At 68.9% G+C, this 23,319-nt stretch carries 18 protein-coding genes and 1 tRNA gene; 6 read left to right on the forward strand and 13 right to left on the reverse strand.

Translation table 11 applies throughout. The annotated features are described in order from the left end of the window. Nucleotides 1–6: 6 nt before the first annotated feature. From JW876_04220 to JW876_04230, 3 genes are all read left to right on the forward strand, one after another. Nucleotides 7–1,404 carry an MBL fold metallo-hydrolase gene (locus JW876_04220; GenBank protein MBN1884714.1) on the forward strand — a complete coding sequence of 466 codons (1,398 nt, stop codon included), beginning with the start codon at nucleotides 7–9 and terminating at the stop codon, nucleotides 1,402–1,404. Then, nucleotides 1,401–2,066 (forward strand): endonuclease V, encoded by a 666-nt coding sequence (locus tag JW876_04225; protein ID MBN1884715.1) that lies wholly within the window; start codon nucleotides 1,401–1,403, stop codon nucleotides 2,064–2,066. Before JW876_04220 ends, JW876_04225 begins: the two co-directional genes overlap by 4 nt. Nucleotides 2,067–2,312: 246 nt before the next feature. After that, nucleotides 2,313–3,902 (forward strand): rhomboid family intramembrane serine protease, encoded by a 1,590-nt coding sequence (locus tag JW876_04230; GenBank protein ID MBN1884716.1) that lies wholly within the window; start codon nucleotides 2,313–2,315, stop codon nucleotides 3,900–3,902. Nucleotides 3,903–4,377: 475 nt separating this feature from the next. Here the strand turns inward: JW876_04230 and JW876_04235 are convergent, their stop codons facing one another. From JW876_04235 to JW876_04255, 5 genes are read right to left on the reverse strand one after another with little or no spacing between them, the layout of a single operon-like run. Next, the gene (locus JW876_04235; protein ID MBN1884717.1) at nucleotides 4,378–4,659 is read right to left on the reverse strand and encodes a hypothetical protein; all 282 of its coding nucleotides are present in this window, start codon (nucleotides 4,657–4,659) and stop codon (nucleotides 4,378–4,380) included. A gap of 45 nt (nucleotides 4,660–4,704) precedes the next feature. After that, complete coding sequence (locus tag JW876_04240; GenBank protein MBN1884718.1) at nucleotides 4,705–5,619, reverse strand: hypothetical protein; 915 nt, start codon at nucleotides 5,617–5,619, stop codon at nucleotides 4,705–4,707. Beyond that, nucleotides 5,616–6,758 (reverse strand): glycosyltransferase, encoded by a 1,143-nt coding sequence (locus JW876_04245; protein MBN1884719.1) that lies wholly within the window; start codon nucleotides 6,756–6,758, stop codon nucleotides 5,616–5,618. Before JW876_04245 ends, JW876_04240 begins: the two co-directional genes overlap by 4 nt. Before the next feature lie 33 nt (nucleotides 6,759–6,791). After that, nucleotides 6,792–7,901 (reverse strand): DegT/DnrJ/EryC1/StrS family aminotransferase, encoded by a 1,110-nt coding sequence (locus tag JW876_04250; GenBank protein MBN1884720.1) that lies wholly within the window; start codon nucleotides 7,899–7,901, stop codon nucleotides 6,792–6,794. Continuing rightward, a complete protein-coding gene (locus tag JW876_04255; protein ID MBN1884721.1) occupies nucleotides 7,898–9,154 on the reverse strand; it encodes a glycosyltransferase family 4 protein in 1,257 nt (418 codons plus the stop codon). The genes JW876_04250 and JW876_04255 overlap by 4 nt, the downstream gene beginning before the upstream one ends. 172 nt (nucleotides 9,155–9,326) lie before the next feature. On the opposite strand from JW876_04255, the gene JW876_04260 reads away from it, so the two are divergent. Further along, nucleotides 9,327–10,484 (forward strand): class I SAM-dependent RNA methyltransferase, encoded by a 1,158-nt coding sequence (locus JW876_04260; protein MBN1884722.1) that lies wholly within the window; start codon nucleotides 9,327–9,329, stop codon nucleotides 10,482–10,484. 90 nt (nucleotides 10,485–10,574) lie between these two features. Here JW876_04260 and JW876_04265 read toward each other — a convergent pair whose 3' ends face one another. Further along, nucleotides 10,575–11,660: an ATP-dependent 6-phosphofructokinase gene (locus JW876_04265; GenBank protein ID MBN1884723.1), complete on the reverse strand. Its 1,086-nt coding sequence runs from the start codon at nucleotides 11,658–11,660 to the stop codon at nucleotides 10,575–10,577. Between the two features lie 160 nt (nucleotides 11,661–11,820). After that, nucleotides 11,821–12,354: a thioredoxin fold domain-containing protein gene (locus tag JW876_04270; protein ID MBN1884724.1), complete on the reverse strand. Its 534-nt coding sequence runs from the start codon at nucleotides 12,352–12,354 to the stop codon at nucleotides 11,821–11,823. A 172-nt stretch (nucleotides 12,355–12,526) separates the two neighbouring features. Here JW876_04270 and JW876_04275 point away from each other — a divergent pair, with 172 nt between their 5' ends. Continuing rightward, on the forward strand, nucleotides 12,527–15,637 hold the full coding sequence (locus tag JW876_04275) for a S9 family peptidase (protein ID MBN1884725.1): 3,111 nt from the start codon (nucleotides 12,527–12,529) through the stop codon (nucleotides 15,635–15,637). 53 nt (nucleotides 15,638–15,690) lie between these two features. Here JW876_04275 and JW876_04280 read toward each other — a convergent pair whose 3' ends face one another. Together JW876_04280 and JW876_04285 are read right to left on the reverse strand one after the other, a co-directional pair. Then, nucleotides 15,691–16,998: an MFS transporter gene (locus JW876_04280; GenBank protein ID MBN1884726.1), complete on the reverse strand. Its 1,308-nt coding sequence runs from the start codon at nucleotides 16,996–16,998 to the stop codon at nucleotides 15,691–15,693. Between the two features lie 145 nt (nucleotides 16,999–17,143). Continuing rightward, nucleotides 17,144–18,718, reverse strand: coding sequence for a C69 family dipeptidase (locus JW876_04285; protein ID MBN1884727.1), 1,575 nt, complete (start codon nucleotides 18,716–18,718; stop codon nucleotides 17,144–17,146). A 427-nt stretch (nucleotides 18,719–19,145) separates the two neighbouring features. Here JW876_04285 and JW876_04290 point away from each other — a divergent pair, with 427 nt between their 5' ends. Next, a complete protein-coding gene (locus tag JW876_04290; protein MBN1884728.1) occupies nucleotides 19,146–19,436 on the forward strand; it encodes an RNA-binding protein in 291 nt (96 codons plus the stop codon). A gap of 125 nt (nucleotides 19,437–19,561) precedes the next feature. On the opposite strand, the gene JW876_04295 is transcribed toward JW876_04290, so the two are convergent. The 4 genes from JW876_04295 to JW876_04310 all read right to left on the reverse strand — a co-directional run bounded on the left by JW876_04295 (nucleotide 19,562) and on the right by JW876_04310 (nucleotide 23,289). Next, nucleotides 19,562–19,639 (reverse strand) — tRNA-Asp (locus tag JW876_04295). Nucleotides 19,640–19,743: 104 nt separating this feature from the next. Then, nucleotides 19,744–21,243 (reverse strand): glycoside hydrolase family 3 protein, encoded by a 1,500-nt coding sequence (locus JW876_04300; GenBank protein ID MBN1884729.1) that lies wholly within the window; start codon nucleotides 21,241–21,243, stop codon nucleotides 19,744–19,746. A gap of 20 nt (nucleotides 21,244–21,263) precedes the next feature. After that, nucleotides 21,264–22,568: a SpoIID/LytB domain-containing protein gene (locus JW876_04305; protein ID MBN1884730.1), complete on the reverse strand. Its 1,305-nt coding sequence runs from the start codon at nucleotides 22,566–22,568 to the stop codon at nucleotides 21,264–21,266. 28 nt (nucleotides 22,569–22,596) lie between these two features. Then, nucleotides 22,597–23,289 carry a hypothetical protein gene (locus tag JW876_04310; GenBank protein ID MBN1884731.1) on the reverse strand — a complete coding sequence of 231 codons (693 nt, stop codon included), beginning with the start codon at nucleotides 23,287–23,289 and terminating at the stop codon, nucleotides 22,597–22,599. Nucleotides 23,290–23,319 lie beyond the last annotated feature (30 nt).

Consider the following 23,319-nt stretch of genomic DNA (forward strand, 5'->3'; position numbering starts at 1 on the left):
AGCATCATGAGCGTCAAGGTGAAATTCCTCGGCGGTGTGAGAACCGTCACCGGTTCCTGCCATTTCCTCGGCGACGGCGACACCGGCCTGCTCGTCGACTGCGGTCTCTACCAGGGAAGGCGAGACGAGGCCTTCGAGCGGAACGCCAGCTTCTCGTTCGATCCGGCCGGCATCGACGCCCTCGTCCTCTCCCACGCGCACATCGACCACAGCGGCAACATCCCGACGCTCGTGAAGAAGGGGTTCACCGGCCGCATCCTCACCACCGACGCCACGCGCGATCTCTGCATGGCGATGCTCCCCGACAGCGGCCACATCCAGGAAGAGGACATCAAGTTCGTCAACAAGATCCACGCCCGCAAGGGGCTTCCCCCGCGGAAACCCCTCTACACGGGCAAGGACGCCGACAAGAGCCTCGAGTTCTTCGCCGGGCACCCCTACCGCCAGAAGCTCGCGATCGGCGACGACGTGTCGGTGACCTTCTACGACGCCGGCCACGTCCTCGGCTCGGCCACGCCGCTCATCGAGTTCGCCAACGGTGGCGCGCCCGTCCGGATCGGGTACGCCGTCGATCTCGGCCGCAAGAACATCCCGATCCTCAACGATCCCGAGACGCCGCCCGGCATGGACTACCTCTTTCTCGAGAGCACCTACGGCGGCCGCCTGCACGGCGAGATCGACAAGGCCCGGAAGACGTTCATCGACACGATCAACGCCACCGTCGAGCGCGGCGGCACGATCGTCATCCCCTCCTTCGCCCTCGAGCGCACGCAGGAGATCGCCTACAACCTCAAGGCGGGCATCGAGGCGGGCGCGATCCCCGAAATCCCCGTCTACGTCGACAGCCCACTCGCCGTGAACGTCACCGAGGTCTTCATCCGCCACCCGGAGTGCTACGACAAGGAGATGTACGAGCGCTTCCGCGCCGGTGAGGACCCGCTCGGCGCCAACATGTTCCACTACATCACCGACGTGGAGAAGTCCAAGGAACTCAACGACGATCCACGCTCGAAGATCATCATCTCCGCCTCGGGGATGTGCGAGGCGGGACGCATCCTCCATCACCTGAAGAACAACATCGGCGACCCGCGGAACACCGTGCTCATCGTCGGGTTCATGGCGGAGAACACTCTCGGGCGCCGGATCGCCGAGCGGCACGAGACGGTCCGCATCTTCGGCGAGGAATACCCGCTTCGCGCCGAGGTGCGGGTCATCGACGCCTTCAGCGCGCACGCGGACCAGCGGGACCTCCTCGAGTACGTCGAGCCCCTCCGCGGCACGCTGAAACGGATCTTCGTCGTCCATGGCGAGGAGGAACAGTCGGAGACGCTGGCCGCGCTCCTCGCGGAGCGGGGATTCGACGTCCACGTCCCCGTCCCCGACGAGGAGCTCGAGATCGATTGAAGGCGACGCCGGATGCGAGACGCTTCCACGTGACCCCCGCCGGGGCCGTCGCGCTCCAGAAACGCCTCCGCCGCCTCGTCTCCCGCCGCTGGCCCGGGGGCGCCCCGACGCTCGTCGCGGGCGCCGACGTCCATTTCCCCTCGCCGGGCCGGGCCCTCGCCGCCGTCGCCGTCCTTTCCTTTCCCGCCCTCGAGACGATCGAGACCGTCACGCGCGAGGCGCCCTGCCCCCTCCCCTACATCCCCGGCCTCCTCTCCTTCCGCGAGATCCCGGCGATCCTCGCTGCGTGGGAGGACCTGTCCTCCCGCCCCGACCTCGTCATCTGCGACGGCCACGGGATCGCCCATCCCCGCGGCTTCGGCCTGGCGAGCCATCTCGGCCTCGCCCTCGACCTGCCGGCGGTGGGATGCGCCAAGTCCCCCCTCTGCGGCCGCTGGGAGGAGCCGGGCGCGGATCGCGGCGACCGGAGCCGTGTCCTCGACGCCGCCGGCCAAACGATCGGCTACTGTCTCCGCACGCGCGCCGGCGTCCGCCCCGTCTGGGTGTCCGTCGGCCACATGATCGACCTCCGGGCGGCCGCCCGCATCGTCCTCGCCTGCGCTCCGCTTTTCCGCCTCCCCGAACCGTCCCGCGCGGCGCACCGCCTCGCGGGCGGCCGCTGACCTTGCCCCTCCCGCGCGCGCGCCGGCGGGCCTCTCCGCGCCGCGTCCCGGGCGCCGCCCCGCCCCGTCTGGAACCGTTCTTGCAGCGTACCGCCGCGGGGACGGCGACGCATCGTTGAGACAGCGCATCATACGTCATGACAGCGTGTTGGCGAATCCGCCGATCCGCGCCAGGCCGGCCGCCCGCCCCGGACGTGTCATTCTGCAACGCCCCGGCCGCGTGCGGGCCTCCAGGGGGAATACGGGATGTTCATCATACCGATCGGCACGAAGGCCACGCTCGCGCTGAAACCGGCGGTGACCATCGGCCTCATCGCCGTCAACGCGATCGTCTTCGCCCTGACGCTCGTGGCCGCCGGCCCCGACGAATCGAAGCTCTTCGACGTCCAGCGTGAGATCTGCGCCGAGCAGCTCACCCTCTTCCTTCTCGAACACCCGGAAAACATCCCGTACGGCGGCACGGTCGAGGCGGCCGTCTTCGACGTCCGCCGTGCCGGCGACTGGCGCGAGCTCGAGAAGGCGCTGTGGACGGCGATCGCCGCGGCCGGCGCCGATCCGGCCGACTACGAGACCTTCGGCGGGGAACTGACCGAACGGACCGATCTCGATTTCGTGAACCGCGACGACGGATCGAGCGCCGCCTTCCGCGCGTGGGAAGCCCGCCGCGCCGAGCAGCAGCGCATTCTCGACACCCACGTCAACTTCGCGCTCGGGCTCGTGCCGGGCAGGATGCACCGGGTCCATACCTTTCTCACGCACCAGTTCGTCCACGGCGGGCTGATGCATCTCCTCGGAAACATGCTCTTTTTGTGGGTCGTCGGCTGCCTGCTCGAGGACAGCTGGGGCCGGGCGCCCTTCCTCGCCTTCTACCTCGGCGGCGGCGCGCTGGCGGGGCTCGCGCACTGCCTCCAGGACACCTCGGCGACGATCCCGCTGATCGGCGCGTCGGGGGCGATCGCCGCGGCGATGGGCGCGTTCACGGTCCGCCACTTCATGACGAGGATCCGGTTCTTCTATTTCGTCATCTTCTTCTTCCGGCCCCTCTGGGGCACCTTCTTCCTGCCCGCGTGCGTCTTCCTCCCCTTCTGGTTCGCCCAGCAGATCGTGATGCGATCGATCGCCGAAGCCGTGGGCGGCACGGGGGTGGCCTACCTCGCCCACATCGCCGGCTACTTCGTCGGCGTCGTCACCGCCCTCGCCTTCAAGGCGACTGGCGTCGAGGAGAACGTCCTCGCGCCGCGGGTGCGCGACCGGCGGATCCGCGAGGGCGTCGCGAAGGATCCGCGTTTCGAACGCGCCTGCTCCCTCATGCAGCATCATCGCATCCAGCAGGCCAGAACGCTCTTCGACCGGCTCCTCGAGGCGTCCCCCGACGATCCCGGACTGCTCCAGGACGTCGCAGCCGTCTACCGGCAGGAAGGCCTCATGGAGGAATACGGCGGACTCGTCTCCCGGGCGCTGCGCGGACTGCTCGTGGCAGGGCGAAACGAGGAGGCGTCGATCCTCGCCCTCGACGTGGCCAGTATTCCCGAGAATCCGGGGGTCAACCCGCAGTACCTGATGCGGGCGGGGCACTGGCTCGCCGGCGAGAACCGCTTCGGCGAGGCGAGCGACGTCTTCCGCGCCGTCATTCTGGCGAAGAGCTCCCCGCAGGTGACGGCGAAGGCCTCGATCACCCTCGCCCGGCTGCTCGGCGGCCCGATGGGATATCCACTCGACGCCCGGCGGGTGCTCGACGAGGCGCTCGACCTCGATCTCGACGAGGAGTGGCGCGCGCGCATCGGGGAGCTCCGGACCTCGATCGAGCGAGGCTCGATGGCGGAACTGCCTGTCTGAATATCAGTTCCCCTGTCACCTCCCGCAGGATTCCGAACTAGTGTAAACCCCCTATTTTCAGTCATCCACGCCTAATAATAGGAATTATTCTTGACTAGTAACCGTTACCTTGTATCTTTGTATCAGAGGCCCGGGACACCGGGCGGACCCGACGGGGGTCGAAACGGAACGAACACGCGGCGACCCCCACGATGGACCCCTCCAGGGTTCCCGCCACGACTCACTTCTCGGATGACATCATTGGCGGGAACCCGCTTTGACATAGATGACGGGTTCCCGTTCAGGGACTGTTCGCTGAACACCCCGGCTGGCGCACGAAAACGGGAACCCCTCGAACGAGACGGGTTCCCGTTGCTTTCAGGCGGATTCGACGCTGGCACCGGCACCGGAGCGACGGGAACCCGAAACAGACGGAATCCCCGCCAGGGATGCAACCTCGACCAGTCGCCTGGTACACACATCGGCGGGGATTCCCCTATTCATCCCCCTGCAGGGTACCGCCGATTCGCCGCAGCACGCCCGCGACCACCGCGGGAAGATCCTCCGATACGCCAAGAAGATGCGCCCGCACGCGCCCGTCGGCATCGATGACGATCGTCGACGGCGTCCCCGCGATATGCAGCACGCCCCTCGCCCACGAACGGCAGTCGAGGAGCACGGGCGCCTCGAGTCCCGTCTCTTCCACGACGTCGCGCGTGCCTGCCAGGTTGCCGGTCACCTCGAGAACCCGGAACCGGAATCCCAGCTCCTCTTCCATCGCCGCGATCTCGCCGAGTTGCGGAACCTCCGCAACGCATGGCGGTCAGGTGGGGCTCCACGCGACGACGACCTGCGCGCCGTCCCGGCGTCCGCCCAGCCAATGCCTCCCGCCGTCGATGTCCACGAATTCGACCGGATCGAGGACCGGGCCGTCGACGATGCGCGCGGCGAGGAGGCGCTCGTCGAGATCGCCGCGGCCGGGATAGACGGCGGCGTACAGGCTGTCGAGCGAGACGCGCTTTCGCGCGCCCGGCATGCCGGCTGCGGCGAGAACGAAGGCGTCGATTGCCGCCTCCCGCTCGCCGCGCAGGAGAAGGATGCGGCCGAGCGGTTCGGACGCCGCGCTCCCGCCCGCCTGGCGAAGGACGGCCTCCGCCTCCCGCTCGCGTCCGCGCTCCGCGAGGAATTCGCCGTACGCTCCGAGGACGATGCGCCGGTCCGCCTCGTCGTTCGCGCGGGCGAGAGAGGCGGCGAGGAGGCGCTCGGTCAGTTCGGAGAGATCCTCCTCGCCGGCGCAGTAATACCCCAGGTAGAGAAAGAGGCGGAAATCCGTCTCCGCCGAGTCGACGAGCCTCGTCGCCTCGGCGACGGCTCCCGCCCGGTCCGCCTTCCAGAGCCAGGCGAACCGCCGGTAGAGGATGCGGCCGCGGATCCCCGGATCGGTCTCCCCGGCGAGGACGCCGTCGACGTACGCGGCTGCGCCGGCCGGGTCGCCGAGCTCCCCCGCCGTCGTCTCGTAGACGCGCCGCACGGCGATCGTCCGCCATGGATGGCCGGGGTTGTTCGCGAGGAAGATCCGCAGCCGTTCCACCCGCTCGCCCGGATCGTCGACGGCCGAGGCCGCCTCGAGCTCCTCGAGGACGTAGAGATCGGAGACCGCGCCCGGTCCCGAGCAGGACGCCGATGCGAGCGCGACCAGCGCCGCGGCGGCGATGCATGCGCCGACGATTCCTCTCATCTTCCGCTCTCCTTTCGCTCGAGCGCCTCCCGGATCAGCGCCTCGATCTCCCCGGCCCTCGCCTGCCAGCTCCGGGAACGGGCGAAGGCCCTGAGTTTCTCGCCGTCGATCGTCTCACCGAGCGCCCGCTCGACCTGGCGAACGAACGCCTCCCGCGTATCGGCCCGGTACACGAGATCGCCGAGCGCCCGCGTTTCCGGCGAGTAGTCGTAGGTGACGATCGGACGGCCGGCGGCGGCGTATTCGTAGATCTTGTTCGGATCGGCGAGGCGCCGCAGCTCGTTCGGCACGAGAGGAACGAGGCAGACGTCCATCGCCGATTCCCAGGCGCCCAGCTCCTCGTAGGGCCGCGCCCCGAAGAGGCGGACGTTCGGGCGGCGCGCCAGTTCGTCGGCCCGCGCGGCGGCCGCGCGGAAGACCGGCCCCACCAGGGCGACGGTCCCGTCCGGCCAGCGCGCCGCGATCTCCTCGACCAGGGTGAAATCGAACCAGTCGGCGATCGCGCCCACGTAGCCGATCACCGGTTTCGGAAGATCCCGCATCTCCGGGGGCGGACCGCCCGCGGCGGCCCGCTCGAAGAGATCGGCGTCGACGCCGTTTCCGACGACGGCGACCTCCGCCGCGCCCGCGTCGCGCAGCCGGTCGGCGAGCCCGCCGGTGACCGCCGTGACGAGATCGGCGTCGCCCGCGAGCCTGCGGAAATACCCCCCCGCCCACGCCGGCGTGTCGGGAAAGGCGAGGGGATCGTCGTTGCAGTCGTAAAAGAGCAGCCGGCGGCCGAGCAGGGGCAGGAGCGCGGCGTAGTAGACGTTCGACACCCAGAAGACGCGGTCGCGGCCGCCGAAACCGGTCAGCGCGAAGACGGCACGCAGCCACAGGTAGAGCAGCACGTTCCAGGCGAATCGCACGGGGGGCACGGAGAAGAGCCGGCGGAGCCAGGCCTGCGGCACGTTCTTGAAGACCGGCACGCAGAGATGGACGACGCGGCCGTCACGCTCGGGGAGCAGGTTGTTGCGTCTCCCCCTGACGACGCTCGAGAGGAAGAGTATCTCCCAGTCGCCGGGCAACCGCGTGAGGATCTGCTGCTTGCGCGTTTGCACGTAGCGCCACTGGATCTCCGAGAAACAGACCAGCTTCACCGCCCTGTCCGCCTTTCGGTGGCTCCGTCCTCCTCACGCGCCGCAGAAGGCCGCGATCTCCCCGATCACGCGCTCCCGCGCCGCATCCGGCAGCTCGGGGTAGATCGGCAAGGCCAGTGTCTCCGCCGCGGCGCGCTCCGCCTCGGGGAAGTCGCCCGGCGAGCAGCCGAGTTTGGAAAAGCACGTCTGCAGGTGCAGGGGAACGGGATAGTAGATCTCGCACCCGACGCCGGCGCCATCGAGGTGCGCCTTCAACTCGTCGCGGCGCGAGGCGCGTACCACGTACTGGTGGAAGATGTGCCGGACATCGGGCGACACGGCGAGCGGCCGCACCCCCTCGACGGCCGAGAAGGCCTCCGTGTAGCGGGCCGCGTTGCGCCGGCGCGCGTCGTTCCACCCGTCGAGGCGGCCGATCTTCGCGAGCAGCACGGCGGCCTGCAGGGCGTCGAGCCGGCTGTTGACCCCCACCTCGTCGTGGAAGTAACGGCGCCGCGCCCCGTGGTTGCGCAGCACGGCGAGGCGATCGGCGAGATCGTCGTCGCCGGTCGTGATCATCCCGCCGTCCCCGGCGCCGCCGAGGTTCTTCGACGGGAAGAAGGAGAAGCACCCGGCGGCTCCCATCGACCCGGCGCGGCGGCCCTTGTACTCGGCGCCGATCGCCTGGCAGGCGTCCTCGACGACGGGAATGTTCCGGGAGGCGGCCGCGTCGAGGATCGGATCCATCTCCGCGGGCTGGCCGTAGAGGTGGACGACGATCACGGCGCGCGTGCGATCGTTCAGCTTCGCGGCGACGGCCGACGGATCGACGTTGCACGTCGCCGGATCGATGTCCGCGAAGACGGGACGTGCGCCGAGGCGCGTGACGGCGCTCACCGTCGAGAAGAACGTGTACGGCGTGGTGACCACCTCGTCGCCCGGCCCCACGCCGAGGGCCATCAAGGCGAGCAGGAGGGCGTCGGAGCCGGAAGCGACTCCCACGGCGCGGCGGACGCCGCAGAGGGCGGCGACCCGGGCCTCGAGCTCGTTCACCTTCGGTCCGCCGACGAACCGCTGGGTCTCGAACACCTCGCGCACCTCCCGCTCCACGTCCTCGCGTATCGTTTCGTACTGCGCGACGAGATCGAGTATCGGCACCTGCTTCACGACTGATCGGTCCTTTCCCGGCCCGGGTTTCCGGCCCCGTCGGGGGCGGAGCGGGCCGCCTGTCCGGCGAGCCGGTCGTAGAGCGCGACCAGCCCGCCGCTCGTGCTGTCCCAGTTGTACCGGTCGATGACGGCGGCGCGCCCGGCCGCGCCGATCCGCCTCCTCAGCGCCTCGTCTCCCGCGAGTTCCTCGATCCGGCCGGCGAGATCCGCCGGGTCGTTCCAGCGGAAGACGCGGCCGCCTCCCGAGTCCTCGATTACCCGCGCCAGCGGCGGACAGTCGCTGACGATCACCGGCTTCTCGATGAGCATGTACTGGAAGATCTTGTGCGGGATCGTCGTATCGGTGTGCGGATTGCGGTTGTGCGGCACGAGGCAGACGTCGCTCGCCTGGATGTAGCTCCAGATCCGCTCGTAGGGCTGCCACCCGGGCATCTCCACCAGGTCGCCGGCGCCGAGCTCGGCGACGAGCCGCTCGAGTCTTTCCATGCAGGGGCGGTTCCGATCGCCGACGAGGAGGAGCAGCAGCGAGGGCACGCGTCCGCGGAGCGCGGCGGCCCCCCTGATCGCCACGTCGAGTCCCCGGTGGGCCGAGAACTTGCCGATGTAGGAGACGACGAACCGCCCCCGGTACCGCTCGACGATCGCCGGATCGACCGCGGCGTGCGTCATCCGCATGTCGGCCGTGTTCGGCACGACGACGATCTTCCCGCGGGGCAGCCCGAGAGCGGCGAGGCGGTCGCGCGACTCCTCCACGACGGCGATCACCGCGTCGGTCTCGCGAAGCACCTCGCGCTCGTAGCGCGCCCATCGGCGCCGGTCGTAGATCGTCTTCTTCTTGAGGCGGCCCGTGTACCACACCTGGAGGCCGTCGGGGTAGTTCTCGTGCAGGTCGGCCACCACGGGGATCCCGGCGCGGCGGCCCGCCTCGACGCCCTCGCGGACGAGCGGCAGATCGTGGACGTGAAGGGCCTCGATCCCGCGCTCGGCGACGAACCGGTCGATCGCGCGGCGCCAGAGGGCGTCGCGGAAGGTGAAGTTGAAGGTGTAGCGATGATATTTTCGGCGCAGCGAACCCATGTGCACGAGGCGCGCGAGGCTGATGTCGCCGATCGTTTCCTCGACGGGCTGCCCGTCTCCGCGTTCGAGAAGGAGATGGACCTCGTGCCCGGCGCGGGCGAGCGTCCGCGCCTCCTTGGCGACGCGGATATCGCTGGGCGGTATCCGTTCCTGCAGCACCATTCCGATACGCATGATACGACATCCCGGCGTCTGGGGTGCGCCCCGCCGGACGGGCGGGGAAACCCGCCTCCCGGCGGGGAAGCGGGACAGTCCAGTATAGGCGTCGGAGCGCGGCCCGAACAAGTGAAACGTTGCCGTCACGGAGCGGATCGATTATCATAGGGCTCCGGAAGGAGTGTTCGCGATGGGATCGACCGTCTACACGACGGAGATACAGAAGATCGTCTACGGCGGCCTGGGCCTCGCCTTCCACGAGGAGGAGACGGTCTTCCTCCCCTATGCGGCCCCCGGCGACGTCGTCGAGTTCTCCGTCGTCAAGCGGAAGAAGAACTGCCTGTTCGGCCGCATCGACCGCGTCGTCGAACCGTCTCCCGCGCGCCGCGAACCGGCCTGCCCCGTCTTCGGGGACTGCGGGGGCTGTCATTTCCTCCACCTCGACGAAGCAAACGAGCTGCAGGTGAAGACGGAGACGGTGCTCGAGAACCTTTCCCGGATCGCCCGCATCCGGACCGGGGCGGCGTCGGTCGTGGCCTCGCCGTCCAGGTCGGGCTACCGCAACCACTGCGTCGTGCACGTCGACGCCGAGCGGCGAACCGGCTTTCTCCGGCGCGAATCGAACGAGGTCGTTGCCTTTCCGCCCGGGGGCTGCCTGCTCCTCCCCGAGGAGATGCGCGAGGCGATCGCCGCCCTTCCCGCCGACGCCCTCCCTCCCGGCGGAGAGGTGCGCGTCCGGATGGACCGTTTCGGCGCGATCAATTTCAGGGGCCTGCTCGACCGCGTCGACCCGCCCGATGTCCTCATGGAGGCGGGAGGGATGCTCTTCCCCGTCTCCGCCGACGCCTTCTTCCAGGTCAACCGGCTGCTCAACGACGAGCTGATCAGCCTCGTCCTCTCGCTCCGCCTCGGCGGACGGCGCCGGCTCCTCGATCTCTACTGCGGCGTGGGCTTCTTCACGCTGCCGGCGGCGAGGATCGTCGGCGAGGCGATCGGCGTCGAACGCCTGCGCGAGGCGGTGAAGGACGCCACGGCGGCGGCGCATCTCAACAAGGTCTCGAACGTCCGCTTCCGCGCGGGACGCGCCGAGGATCTCGTGGGACGCATGAAGGACATCGACGCCGTGATCGCCGACCCGCCGCGGTCGGGGATCCCGAAACGCGCGATGGCGGGCATCCTGCGGCTGCGCCCCGCCGTCGTCATCCTCGTCTCCTGCGATCCGCCCACGCTCGCGCGCGACACCGCGCGGCTCGTCGAGGCGGGGTACGTTCCCGGCGGCTTCCACGTCGTCGACCTCTTCCCCGGCACCTACCACGTCGAGACGGTCGCCCTCTTCACGCGGGGCTGAGGACGCTCCGGCAGTCGCCACCCGGCGCGGGCCGAAAAAAAACCGGCCGCCCCCGCGGGCGGCCGGCGTTCGTTCGTTCGCTGCACAATCTCACTCGCCCATGATCGTCCACTCGATCCTGACGTTGAGATTCTCCCTGTCGTAGTAGCGATCCACGTCGACGAGGCGCGGCGACGCCTTGATCGCATCGAGGGGCACCTTCGCGAGCCGCGATTTCTGCACGGCCACCATGTACCCGTAATCCTTGTTCTTTATCATCTCGACGGCGTTCTTGCCGAATCGCCGGCCGATCTGCCGGTCCTTCTGCGACGGGGGAGCGCCCCGCTGCAGGTACGCGAGCGCCGAGGTCCTCGTATGATGGAACTCGTGCTCCATCAGCCCCTTCAGGTAGTTGCCGACGCCGCCGAGGCTGTAGTGGCCGAACTCGTCGAGCTTGGCGTCCTTGCGGACCTCGTCCTCGCCGATGATGTGCGCCCCCTCGGCGACCACGATGATCTGGTACATGTGCTCGAAGCCGATCCGCCTGCTCTCGTCGAGACGCCGGCGGATGACGTCGGCGAGGTGGTCGACGGTGAAGGCCTGCTCGGGGATCAGGACGATGTCGGCGAATGCCGCCTCGCCGCCGCGCAGTGCCAGCCAGCCCGCGTGGCGCCCCATCACCTCGAGAAAGAAGATCGTCTGGTGCGACTGCGCGGAGTGGGCGATCTGCTCGGCGGAGTTGCAGATCACGTTGAGGGCCGTGTCGAAGCCGAGCGAATACTCCGTGCCGGCGAGATCGCGGTCGATCGTCTTGGGGATGCCGACGACGGGAAGCTCGATGCGGTCCCACAGCGCGGCCGCGGCGCCGAGCGTGTCGTCGCCGCCCATGGCGATCACGGCGTCGAGCTTCAGCTTCTTGACGTTCTCCGCGACGACCTCGGTGCGGTCGTTCGCCTCGGAGACCGGGTTCGTCCGGCTGCAGAGCAGCTTGCTTCCGCCGAACCGGCTGTATTCCCGGATGACCTCGGGGCCGAGCGGGACGACGTGGCAATCGTTCTCCTCGACGCTCAGGGCCTCCCACCCGCGCTTGAGACCGATCACCTCGTAGCCGAGTTCGTGGGCGCGCTCGACGACCCCCGCGATCGCCGGGTTCAGACCGGGGGCGTCGCCGCCTCCCGTGAGCACTCCGATGCGCATGTCCTTCCTCCTCCTGTCGTGAGGCCGTATTGGTCGAATCCATGGGGCGCCCCCGGCCCGCGGGCCTCCGGGACGCCATGACATAGAAATGAGCGTTTCGGAAAGGAAAATCCAGAAAAATCCGCAGGCGCCAAGGCGGCGGCGGGAACAGGGCGCGAGATCAGTCGCAATCGCCCCGCCGCTCGAGGAACTCCTCGAAGGACATCTGGTTCCGGTAACACTCCTTCTCCACGTACTCGAGCATCGGCTTCAGCTGTCCCGGTGTCTGGAACCCGGGAACGACCGTCACGATCGTTCCGTCCCGGCCGAGGTAGCCGAGGGAGGGGAATCCGCGCACGCCGAAACGGCGGGTCAGCTCCACGGCGGAGTACGCGCGGCCCTCGAAGGTATGCCGCGCGCCCCGGGCCTCGGCATCGAGACGGACGGCCACGAAATGCTCCGCGAGGTAGGAGCGGATGCCGGGATCGGAGAAGGTCCGCTGGTCCATGCGCTTGCACCACACGCACCACGAGGTGTAGAAGTCGATCACGACGGGCTTCTTCTCCTTCGCGGCGAGCGCGAGCCCCTCGTCGAAGCCGTGCCAGACGACCGGCGGCGCCGGGGGCGCCGGGGGCGCCTCGTCGACGTGTCCGCAACCGGTCACAAGAGCCGCGGCCGCGAGGGCCACGCATGCCGCGATCGCCGTTCGATGCATCGAGTGCTCCTTTCCGTGCCGTTGACGTCCAACTTGATCATAGCATCGCCGGGCGCCGGCGCTCAAGGGCCGTCCTCTCCCGGGCCTTGCGCCGGGCGCCCCCGAGGCTCTATCATTCAAGGACGCCGCCGACGCGGGCGGCACGGACGGCCACCCCTTCGAAAGGATACGCATGACGTCGAGGATCCGCACCGCAGCGGCACTGGCATTCGTCGCGGCCGCCCTCCTTTTCGTGGCGGCTCCCGCCGCGACGGCGGAAGAGGGCGCTGTCGTCGGCATCCGTTCGTGGCTGGCGCTCGGCCCCTACCCGCTCCCCCTCCCGGCCTTCGCCGACGAGGAGAAGACGCCGCCGGACGCCGCCTTCCTCCTCTCGTGGACGGGCGTCGATCCGTCGAAGACGCTCCCCCGCGAGCAAGCGGCGGTCGAGGCACCCGGCTGGCGGGCCGTCTGGACGGCGGTCGAGGCGGATTCCGGCGGCGCCACTTTTTCCGCGCCGGCTGACGTCCCGGCGGCGGTCTGGCTCGCCGCCTGGGTCGAGGTCTCCCGCTGGACGGAGGTCGAGTTCCGCGCCTCCGCCACCCGCCCCTTCGAGCTCATCGTCGACGGCACGGGCATCATCACGAAGAAAAGCGCCGGCGGCGGGGAGGAGAAGGGCACGGCCAAGCTCGCCCGCGGCGCACACCTCGTCCTCGTCCGCACCGTCGCCGTCCCCTCCGACACGCTGCCCCCCTGGCAGATCGACGCGTCCGTCTCGGCCCGCGGCGGCGCCCCCGCGCCTGTCGCTTCGATCTCCCCGCGGCGGACCCTCCGCATCGGCGACATCATCGACGCTCCCCGCGTGGACCGCGTCGGGATCTCTCCCGACGGCTCGCTCGTCGCGGCGCTCGTCTCCCGTTTCGTCGACGGGGAGAAGGGGCGCGAGACGCGCCTCGAGATCCGCCGGTTCGGGGACGGATCGCTCGTGCGCACGATCATCGACGTCGACGGCCTCTCCTCGGCGTCATGGGCGCCCGACGGCGCCGTCCTTTCCTGGACAATCCGCGACGGCAAGAAGGGGACGATCCGCGCGATCGACGTCGAAAGCGGCGAGGTCACGACGATCGTCGAGGGAATCGAGCACCTCGGCGGCCATGCCTGGGCGCCCGACAACTCCTACGTCGTCTACTCGGTGAACGAGCCCCCCGCCCCCGACGCGACCGGCGTCAAGCGTCTGCGCGGTCTCTACGACCGCCGTGACGGGGCGCGGAGCCGGTCCTACCTCTGCCTCGCCGCCGTCCCCGGCGGCGCGACCCGCCGTCTGACCGCCGGCAGGCACGACGCCCATCTCGCCTGCATCCACCCCGACGGGCAAACGCTCCTCTTCACGAGGTACATCGAGGAGCTCGGCGAGCGTCCCTTTGGCCGTATCGAGCTCGTGCGCTTCGACGTGGCGAACGGCGAAACGGAGATACTCTGGAGCGGCCACTGGCTCGGCTCGGTCTCCTACTCCCCCGACGGCTCGCGGATCCTGGCGACCGGCGGGCCGTCGACCTTCGGGGACGCCGGCGTCGCCGTGCCCCCCGGCACGATCCCCAACGACTACGACGGCCAGGCGTTCATCGTCGACGCCGAAACGATGGACGTCGAGCCGATCACGCGCGACTTCGACCCGGCCGTCGTCGCCGCCGTCTGGTCGCGTGCCGACGGACGCATCTACCTGAAGGCCGAGGAGGGCGAGTACGTCCGCCTCTACCGCTACGACCCCTCGAAGAAACGTTTCGACCGGATCGAGACGGGCGTCGAGGTCGTCGGGACGTGGGACCTCGCCGGGAAGGCGACGGCGTCGGTCTACGTCGGGTCGGGCGCGGGATCGCCCCCCCGGCTCTACGCCCTCGACCTCAGGCGCGGCAAGCCGCGCCTCCTCTTCGACCCCGCCGCCGACCTCTTCGCCGACGTGCGGATCGGCCACGTCGAACCGTGGAATTTCGACGCCTCGTCGGGAAAGACGATCGTCGGCCGCGTCCACTACCCGCCCGATTTCGACGCGGAGAAGATCTGGCCGTGCATCGTCTACTACTACGGGGGCACCTCTCCGGTCGACCGCTCGTTCGGCGGCCGGTACCCCCTCGATCTCTGGGCCGCGGAAGGCTACGTCGTCTACTGCCTCCAGCCGAGCGGGGCGACGGGCTTCGGCCAGGAGTTCTCGGCCAGGCACGTCAACGACTGGGGCAAGACGACCGCCGGCGAGATCATCGAGGGCGCCGGGAAGTTCCTCGAGGCGCACCCCTTCGTCGACCCGCACCGCGTCGGCTGCATCGGCGCCTCCTTCGGCGGCTTCATGACGCAGCTCGTCGTGACGCGCACCGATCTCTTCGCGGCGGCCGTCTCGCACGCCGGCATCAGCATGATCGCGAGCTACTGGGGAGAGGGCTACTGGGGATTCGGCTACAACGCGGTCGCCGCGGCCAACAGCTTCCCGTGGAACCGGCGCGACATCTACGTCGATCAGAGCCCGCTCTTCGCCGCCGATCGCGTTCGCACCCCCCTGCTCCTCCTGCACGGCGCGAGCGACACGAACGTCCCGCCGGGCGAGAGCGAGCAGATGTACACCGCGCTGAAGCTCCTCGGGCGCCCCGTCGAGTACATCAAGTTCGACGGCCAGAACCACTTCATCCTCGACCACGACAAGCGTGTCGCCTGGTCGAACGCGATCGTCGCCTGGTTCGACCGCTGGCTGAAAGACGAGCCGGCGTGGTGGAACGACATGTATCCGCCCGACGAGACCGGCGGTCCGCCGCCGCCCCGGCCGATGGAGGCGAAACGGATCGAGCTCTCCGGCGGCGGAGCGGTCCTTCTCGGCGAGGTGACGCGCGATGATCTCTTCTCGGTCGACCCCGGCTGGGACGAGGAATACGCCGTCTACGAGCCCGATCCCGACCACGCCGCCGCAATCGGCGATCACGTCTACGACGCCGGATTCGTCGTCGTCCTCGGCTCGTGGTGCGCCGACTCGCGCCGCGAGGTGCCCCGCCTGTGGAAGATCCTCGACGCCTTCGATTACCCGCTCTCGGAGATCTCCATGTACGCGGTCGCCTCGTCGAGGCATACGACGGCGATGGGATTCGACGTCCGCGACCTCGCGTGGTCGGACGCGGTGAAGCGTTATTTCGACGTCGAGCGCGTGGCGACGATCATCGTGAAACGGAACGGGAAGGAGATCGGCCGCATCGTCGAGACCCCCGACGAGTCGATCGACGCCGACCTGGCGAGGATCCTCGCCGGAACGAACGGAACGGCGAAGTAGGAAGAGAGCATCCGGCCCCGTTGCCCGGCGCGCCGGGCGGCGGGGCCGACGGATCAGGGCTTCTCGAGCACGCGCTCGTTCCGCGAATCGGCGATCTTCAGCAGGATCGCGAAGACGAGACCGAGGAGCCCGAGCAGGGCGAACATGACCTGGCTCGCCGTGTAATCACCCGTGACATCGCGCAGCCGGCCGCTGAGCCAGGGGAAGAGCCCGAGCCCGATGTTCTGCAGCATCGTCATCAGCCCGAAGGCCGTTCCCACGCGGTTCTCGGGGATGATCAGCGGCACCGACGGCCACATGGCGGCGGGCACGAGCACGAAGGCGGCGCCCAGCACGAACATCATGAAAACCGGGTTGACGTGGGTGATGCCCATGAGGAGATGCGCGGGGATCATCATCAGCGATCCGAAGATCATGAGGGTCGCCCGCTTGCCGATCCGGTCGACGAGTGCTCCGGCGAGCGGGGCGAAGATCATCGAGGCGAAGATGATGATTCCCGTGATGCCCGAGGCCGTCGAGAACATGTGGATGAAGTTCGAGAAGACCTGCGTGAAGAACCCTCCCCCCGTGGCCGCCTCGAGGGGGATCCCCCACTTCTCGTGGAAAAAATCCGCCGCCAGGTGCTGGAAGGGGAAGATCGCACCGTAGAAGGTGAAGCAGAGGAGCGTCACGTACCAGAACGAGGCGTTGAACTTCCTGATGTCCGAAACGACGATCTTCTCCTCGACCGCCCCTTCCTCGAGATCGAGAACGTGCTCGCCTCGCCGGTCCAGGACGCAGTAGACGACGTTGGCGAGAAGGGAGAGCAGGCAGAAGACGAACCCGGCCCAGAGGGCGAAGGAATAGTGCCCGAAATACTCGACGATGAGCGCCTCGGTGTTGTAGCTGAAGAGGGAGCCGAGCCGGCTCACGGTGAGCGCGATGCCGAAGGCGAGGGCGAGCTCCTTCCCCTTGAACCACCGGGAGATGATCGAGCTCTGCGCGATGATGAGCGTCTCCGAGCCGGCCCCGAAGAAGAACATGCCGATGTAGATCATCCAGATGTTGCGGGCGAAGGCCATGATCAGGGCGCCGAACACGATGAAGGACGAGAAGAGCAGGCTCGCCCGCCGCGTGCCGATGCGATCGATGAGGATTCCGCCGACGAGCAGGCAGAGGATGGCCGCCACCGAGTAGATCGTCTTCGTGGCGCCCCACGCCGCCCTCGTCACCTCGAGGGAGGCGATCATGTTCGGCGATATCGCCGACAGCCCGTCGTAGGCGAAGTAGCTCCCGTAGGTCAGCAAACTGACGAAAATCAGGATCGTGAATCGGAACGGTTTTCTCGAAGGATGGAATATGCCGACGTCCGTTGCGTTCATGTTCGGGTGACCTCCGTCGTCTCGATGCCGTGTCACGGAAGCGCGGCGCCGCCCGGCGGGCTGCCCGGCGGCCAGCGGGTCGTTTCAGGCAGCATACATTCCGGCGCCTCGTCGCGCAACCGTTCTGTTCGGGTCGCGGGGCCCGTCAGAATTTCCCCGTGTACTTCACCCAGAGAGCGTCGCCGAGTTCCCACCATGCCTCGGTGATGCGCCCGCAGTAGTCGACGACGTAGTCGGTGAGATACCGGCGGGCCTTCTCCGGGCTCTTCGCGCAGAGGCGCGCCGCCTCCTTTTCGAGAGCCGCCCGGTCGGCGAAGACCTTTGTCTCGAACGCGCTTTGCACCGAATCGACGTCCACGCGCATGTGCTGCCATTTCTGGGCCGAGAGATCGGCGACGCGGTTGAAGGCCCACCAGGCGCAGTCGCGCCCGAAGCGCTTGCGCCCGTCGATCTTCCATGACGCGGGCACGTCGGTGATCCCGCAGTAGATCGGCGCGAAGGCGGTCATCGCCGGGTTGTCCCACCCGAGCCAGACGACGCCGCCGACCGGATCGGGGAGCCAGCTCCGCGACTGGGTGATCGTCACGTAGGTGCAGTAGTACCGGGCGATGCAGCGTTCGCCCATGCGGTCCCATCCGCCGTTGATCTTGAAGAGCGGCATCATGTCGTAGTGCATGAAGGGGTTGGCGTAGGGGCTCTTCTCGAAGACCCCCGGCTTTTTCTCGTAGTACATGAACTTGGTCATGTCGTACTCGGTGCCCTCGAAGGTGTCGCGGAAGATCGACATCAGCGTGGCGAGGTCGACGAGGGTGTCCGGCTTCACCGAGAAGGGGTAGTTCTCCGCGTTCGGATCGAGGCCCAGCGACGGGGCGAGGAGATCGAGGACACGCCACTCGCGGCGCCGGGATCCCATGCTCGTCCTGCCCTCGGGATCGTAGGCGTAACAGAAACGGAAGGGTTCGCCCGAGGCGGGATCCCACCAGCCGCGGTCGATCGCGACGTCGAGGACGTTGTCCGAGGCGAGGCAGCGTTCGGCGTCGTCGAGATCGAGCTCCATGATGCGGCTCGCGTTCGCGCTCACCCCGACGTGGTCGTCGGGAATGCGCACGGCCGCCCAGACGGCGCCGATGCAATCCGATCCGCACCCGGCGATCTCGAGGTGCCACACCTCGTTCCCGTCCGCGATCGTCAGGCATTCCCCGCCGTCGTTGTAGCCGTACTCGCGGGTCAGCTCGTCGATCACCGCGATCGCCCCGCGCGCCGTCGAGGCGCGCTCCAGGGCGAACCGGCAGAGCTCCTCGCAGGGGAAGAGCGCGCCCGTGTTGCGCAGTTCCTTGCGGCCGCCGAAGGTCGATTCCCCGATGGCCACCTGGCGGTCGTTCATGCAGGGATAGGACGTGTTGATGTACCCCCGCGTCTCGGGCACCTGCGGCACGGAGCCGCTCGGCTCGAGGCGTGCGTAGTCGCCGGGATCGGTGACGAACCTGAGGCCGGTGAAGACCGGCGCGAGAGCGCCCGCCGGGTGGGTCGCCGGCTCGACGATATCGAACCAGGTGCGATCGATCCGGCTGTCGCAGGTGTGCGACGTGGAGACTGAGCCGTCGACCGAGGCCGCGCGGCCGACCATGATGCTCGTGCAGGCCGACGCGGGCCCGGCCGCCACGGCGCAGAGGGTTGAAACCAGGATCGCGAGGGCGCAGATCCGGAGACGCTGGCGCATCGATCCACCTCCCGATGTTGAGAACGATTCGTGCCTGTTTGGATCAGGATACCAGCCGCCGGCCGGAACGCCAAGCCCGACATGGGCGTAGGATCGACGAATTGTCTCTGGCGCGTCCAGGGATTATCCGTTATAATTATTCCGTAACCGTTTTTTCTTCAAGGAGCGTGCACGCACAGGACCCGAACGGCTCAGAATGGATTCACCCACCCGAACGATCGATCCGTCGTAACACCAAGCCACAGATGCACCCGGGCCACGCGTATCGATATCGATGGTGAATCGGCGCATGCCGGACCATATCGGGCGGGTGACGTGCTGCACGACCGATCGCAGAGAGGAGACCTATCGCCGAGACCCTTGACGTCAGCGAGTAACCGATTCAATCGTTCCGTTCGCATGTTCTTTCGAAAGGCCAGGAATCACGATGTCCAAGAACATCTATGTCGGGAACCTTCCCTTCAATACCACTGACGACCAGCTCGGCGACGTCTTCCGTCCCTACGGCTCCGTCTCTTCCGCACGCGTGATCCGCGACCGGATGACCGACCGCTCGCGCGGTTTCGGTTTCGTGGAGATGGACAACGACGACGAGGCCGAGAAGGCCATCGCCGAGACGAACGGCAAGGAAATGGACGGCCGCCAGCTTCGCGTCAGCGAGGCCCGTCCGCGCAACGACCGCGGCGGCATGGGCGGCGGCGGCGGACGCAACTACTAGGATCGCCGCCGGTCTGGACACCGTCCGGCACGAACGCTCACGGGCGCGGGTTATCGACCCGCGCCCGTTCTTCGTCTGCACAGCGAAAAAGCGTCCCGCGGTCTCCCGCGGGACGCTCGTTTTCATGGCGGGGCCGACGAGACTCGAACTCGCGACCTCCGGCGTGACAGGCCGGCGTTCTAACCAAACTGAACTACGACCCCGCCCGTATCTTCGTTTCCATTCCCGGCGCCGCCGGGGTAAACCAAAAATTGGCAGTTATTCCCTGCCAATCGCCTCTATTGTATAACAGTCGCCCCCACCCCTGTCAATCTGATTTTTCTTTTCCCAGCAGCCTCCCGACGGCGGCGGCCGCCGCGTCCCAGGTCCCCCGCGTCACGACGACCGTCCGGCGACGCTCTCCTTCCGCCCAGGGCCAGCCGGCGACCACGAGAACGCGCGCGTAGCCGCACGCCTCCTCGACGGCGGCCGGCGTGACGGGCCGGCGGCAGAACAGCACGCATGCGTCGGGTGACGCGCCGCCGGGAAGGTCGACGATACGGAGCCGCCTCGTTTCGCCCGTTTCGGGGGCGCGGAAGACCGGCCCGACCGTGCCCGGCGGTTTCGAACCGGCGGGAAGGGCGCCCGCCGAGTTCGCCGCGCCGAGCAGGAGCCTCGCGAACCGTGAAACCACGGGGCCGCGAAGATCCTCCTCCTCCCCCGCGAACCGGAAGGAGCTGACGGTCGGAAGCGGGCCGCGCACCTCGATCGCCTCGGCGGCCGCCTCGTCATCGGCCGCCGGAATCGCCGCGGCGTCGCCCGTCTCGACGGCCGGCGGCAGGCCCTCCGCGCGCCGCCGCAGGGCGTGCAGGCGCCCGAGCGCGTCCTCGTGCCGCGGCCCCGCGAGGAGGGCGGGATCGAGGGTCCCCGATTTTAGGGCCGATTCGAGAGCGGCGGCCGCCTGCCCGATCGGCGCGGAGAAGAGGAGCAGGTCGCTCCCCGCCTCGATGGCCGCTCCGGCTGCCGCCGCGGCGTCGCCGCCGGCTCCTGCCATCTCGAGCGCGTCGGTGACGATCGCCCCGCCGAATCCCATGTCGCGCCGCAGCAGGCCGTCGACGATCTCCGGGTCGAGGGACGCGGGCCGCGTGCGCCCTCGCGGGGCGACATGGGCCGTCATCACGGCGTCGGCGCCCGCGGCGATCCCCGCGGCGAAGGGCAGGATATCGCGTTCGCGCAGCTCGGCGAGCGTGCGCGACAGGACGGGCAGGGTCAGGTGCGAGTCGCGCGAGGCGGATCCGTGGCCGGGAAAATGCTTGATGCAGGAAAGGACGTCCCGCCGGTAGATGCCGACGGCCTCGCGGACGAGATCGGCCGTTTCCGCCTCGCCGGCGCCGAACGAGCGGACGCCGATGACCGGATTGAGTCGTTCCTCGCCGGTGTCCGCGAGGGGACCGAGGAGGAAATCGACGCCCAGGGCGCGCATCCTCGCCGCGCTCGAGCGGTAGACGGCCAGGCGGACCGGGGAGGAGCAGCACGCGAGGGCCGACTGCGTCGGGGGCGCCCCGGCCGCCGCCGCGAGCACGGAGATCCGGCCGCCCTCCTGGTCGGCCAGAACGAGCGGGGCGTCGCCGCCGGCCCCGACGACCGTCTCCCGCGTCTCCTCCACCAGCCGCCGGACACCGGGCCCGTCGGCGACGTTCCGGGCGAAGAGGACGATCCCCGCCGGGCGAAGCGCGTGGAGGAGCCGTCGCTCGTCGCCGGTGAGCGCCAGGCCCCCGAGGCCGACCGCGACGCGCGAGAACAGGCGCCGCATCAGTTCGTTCTGCATGATCGCCCCGGTTTCCGCCCTCAGTGGTAGACCCGCCCGATGGTGGCGCCGGGGTAGTAGTGGGCAACGATCTCCTCGGCGCCGTGCCCCGCCGTCGCCATCCCGATCGCCCCGGTCTGGCAGAGCCCCACGCCGTGGCCGTTGCCGCCGCCGACGAGGTCGACGCTCTCGACCGTCCCGTGACGCTTCGCGACCGTCATCTTGAACATCGTGCTCTTCAGGATCGCCCCGTTCGCGTTCGGCGGCCGGAGCACCCACCTGATGCGGTCGCCCGCCACGGTGTACCGCCCCGTGTCCGTGACGATCTCGATGGCCATGGCGCGGCCGCTCGGCGAGGTCTCGAGCACGGCGATGTCCCGGATCGTCGTCGACCGGGGAAGCGGCGTGCCGAGCTCGGCCGGAATCGTCTCGAGGAGGGTCCGGCGGAGCTCGTCGCCGCTCCAGTGCACGCGCCAGCGGAAGTGCCGCGACGAACGGCAGAAGGAACGCGCGTCGCCGGGCGCGGCGTCGCGCACGCCCTCGAGACAGGGCGACGGTTCCTTCCAGGGCCAGGCGATGCGGATGTCGGCGGTCATGCCCCCGCAGCACGAGCTGTAGTAGGTCCGCACCGTCTCTCCCCGCCAGAGGACGACCATGCCCCGCGTCTCGTCGACCGCGCGGCTCGCCTCGGCGTGTTCGCCCTGCACCCCGCGATAGACCTGGTCCATGATCGTGGCGCGCAGATCGTACCGCTCCCCCCGCTTCTCGTCGAGCTTGCTGATGGCGTACGAGCGCGAAACGATCGCCTGGGCGCGGTAGGCCTCGTGGAGCTCGGGACGGAGCACGCCGATCTCGGCGGGGAGCACCCCCTTGAGATAATCGTCGATCCCGATCACGTTGAGCGTGAGGACCTTCCGGTCGGCCGCGTAGAAACGGAGCCCCCCGCGGTACGGCTTGCCGTTCACGTAGATCCGCCCGCCCGCCGTCGGCGTCACGGTCACCGACTCGCCCTCGCCGAGGATCCTGCTGCCCTCCGCCACGCGGACGCCCGCGCCGGACGCAGTCACCTTCAGCCGCGCCCCGTCCCGGTGCCGCGTGCCGCCGTCGCCCGCCTCGACGTCGAAGGCGCCGGGGATGCTCACCGTCACGCTCTTCTGCGCATCGAGAACGAGGACCCGGACGATCGGCTCCTTCCCGGTTCGCACGGGCGCGGCCGGCCTCGCCGCCTCCGACCCGGGCAGGGCGGCGGGCGTCGTCGCCGGCCGTGGCCCTCCGCAGGAGGCGAGAAACCACAGGACCGTGGCCGCGGCGCAGCGCGGAATCGTGTACGATCGTCTCCTGTTCACGGGAATGCGCGCTCCTTGTGGTGTCCGGTCACTCGGGGAAGTAGAACTCGCCGTTGAGACAGGCATCGCCGTCGTTTTGACCCGTCCTGCCGACCGTTTTGAGCCGCGGGCGGCGATCCGACCCGTTCTCGCAGGCCTCGCTGCTCTCGTGGAAGAGCGCCTCGTTGGCGAGCAGGGCGACGGCCGCGGCCTCGCGCGTCTCCTTGTCGAGGTCGAACCGCCCGATCAACCCCTCGACCATGCGCTCGAGAAGGCTTTCAGCGACCGGCACGGCGCCGCCGTTCTCACCGCCCGTCTTGATGAAGAACCGGCAGGCGACGATCCGTCCGGTCATCTCGCTGAGCACCGCCGGATCCTTCGGAAAGACGCTCTCCCCGGCCTCGAATTCCTTGACACCGATGAGATCGACCCGGTCGGGCTCGATGCCGCTCTCGTCGAGCACACCCTCGTAGAGCTGGAAGAGATGGTGATAGAGGAGGAAATCGATGCCGGCGAGCTCGTCCGAATCGAAGGACTCGTGCCGGTCGAGGCTCGAGAGGGTCGTGACGAGCTCGGCGGGGAGCGCGAGAGACCGGAACCCGAGCAGGTCGAGGAAGGTCTCGTTGCCGCGTCCGCTGACGCCGACGACCGCCGCGCCGAGACGCCCCGTGCCGCCGCCGAGCTCGATCCCGACGACGATCCTCGTCTCCCGGCTGCGCAACCTGTCGAGTCGCTCGATCACGCGATGGCCTCCCCGGAACCTGACACGCCG

Source organism: Candidatus Krumholzibacteriota bacterium, from assembly GCA_016931295.1.
Lineage (GTDB): Bacteria > Krumholzibacteriota > Krumholzibacteriia > Krumholzibacteriales > Krumholzibacteriaceae > JAFGEZ01.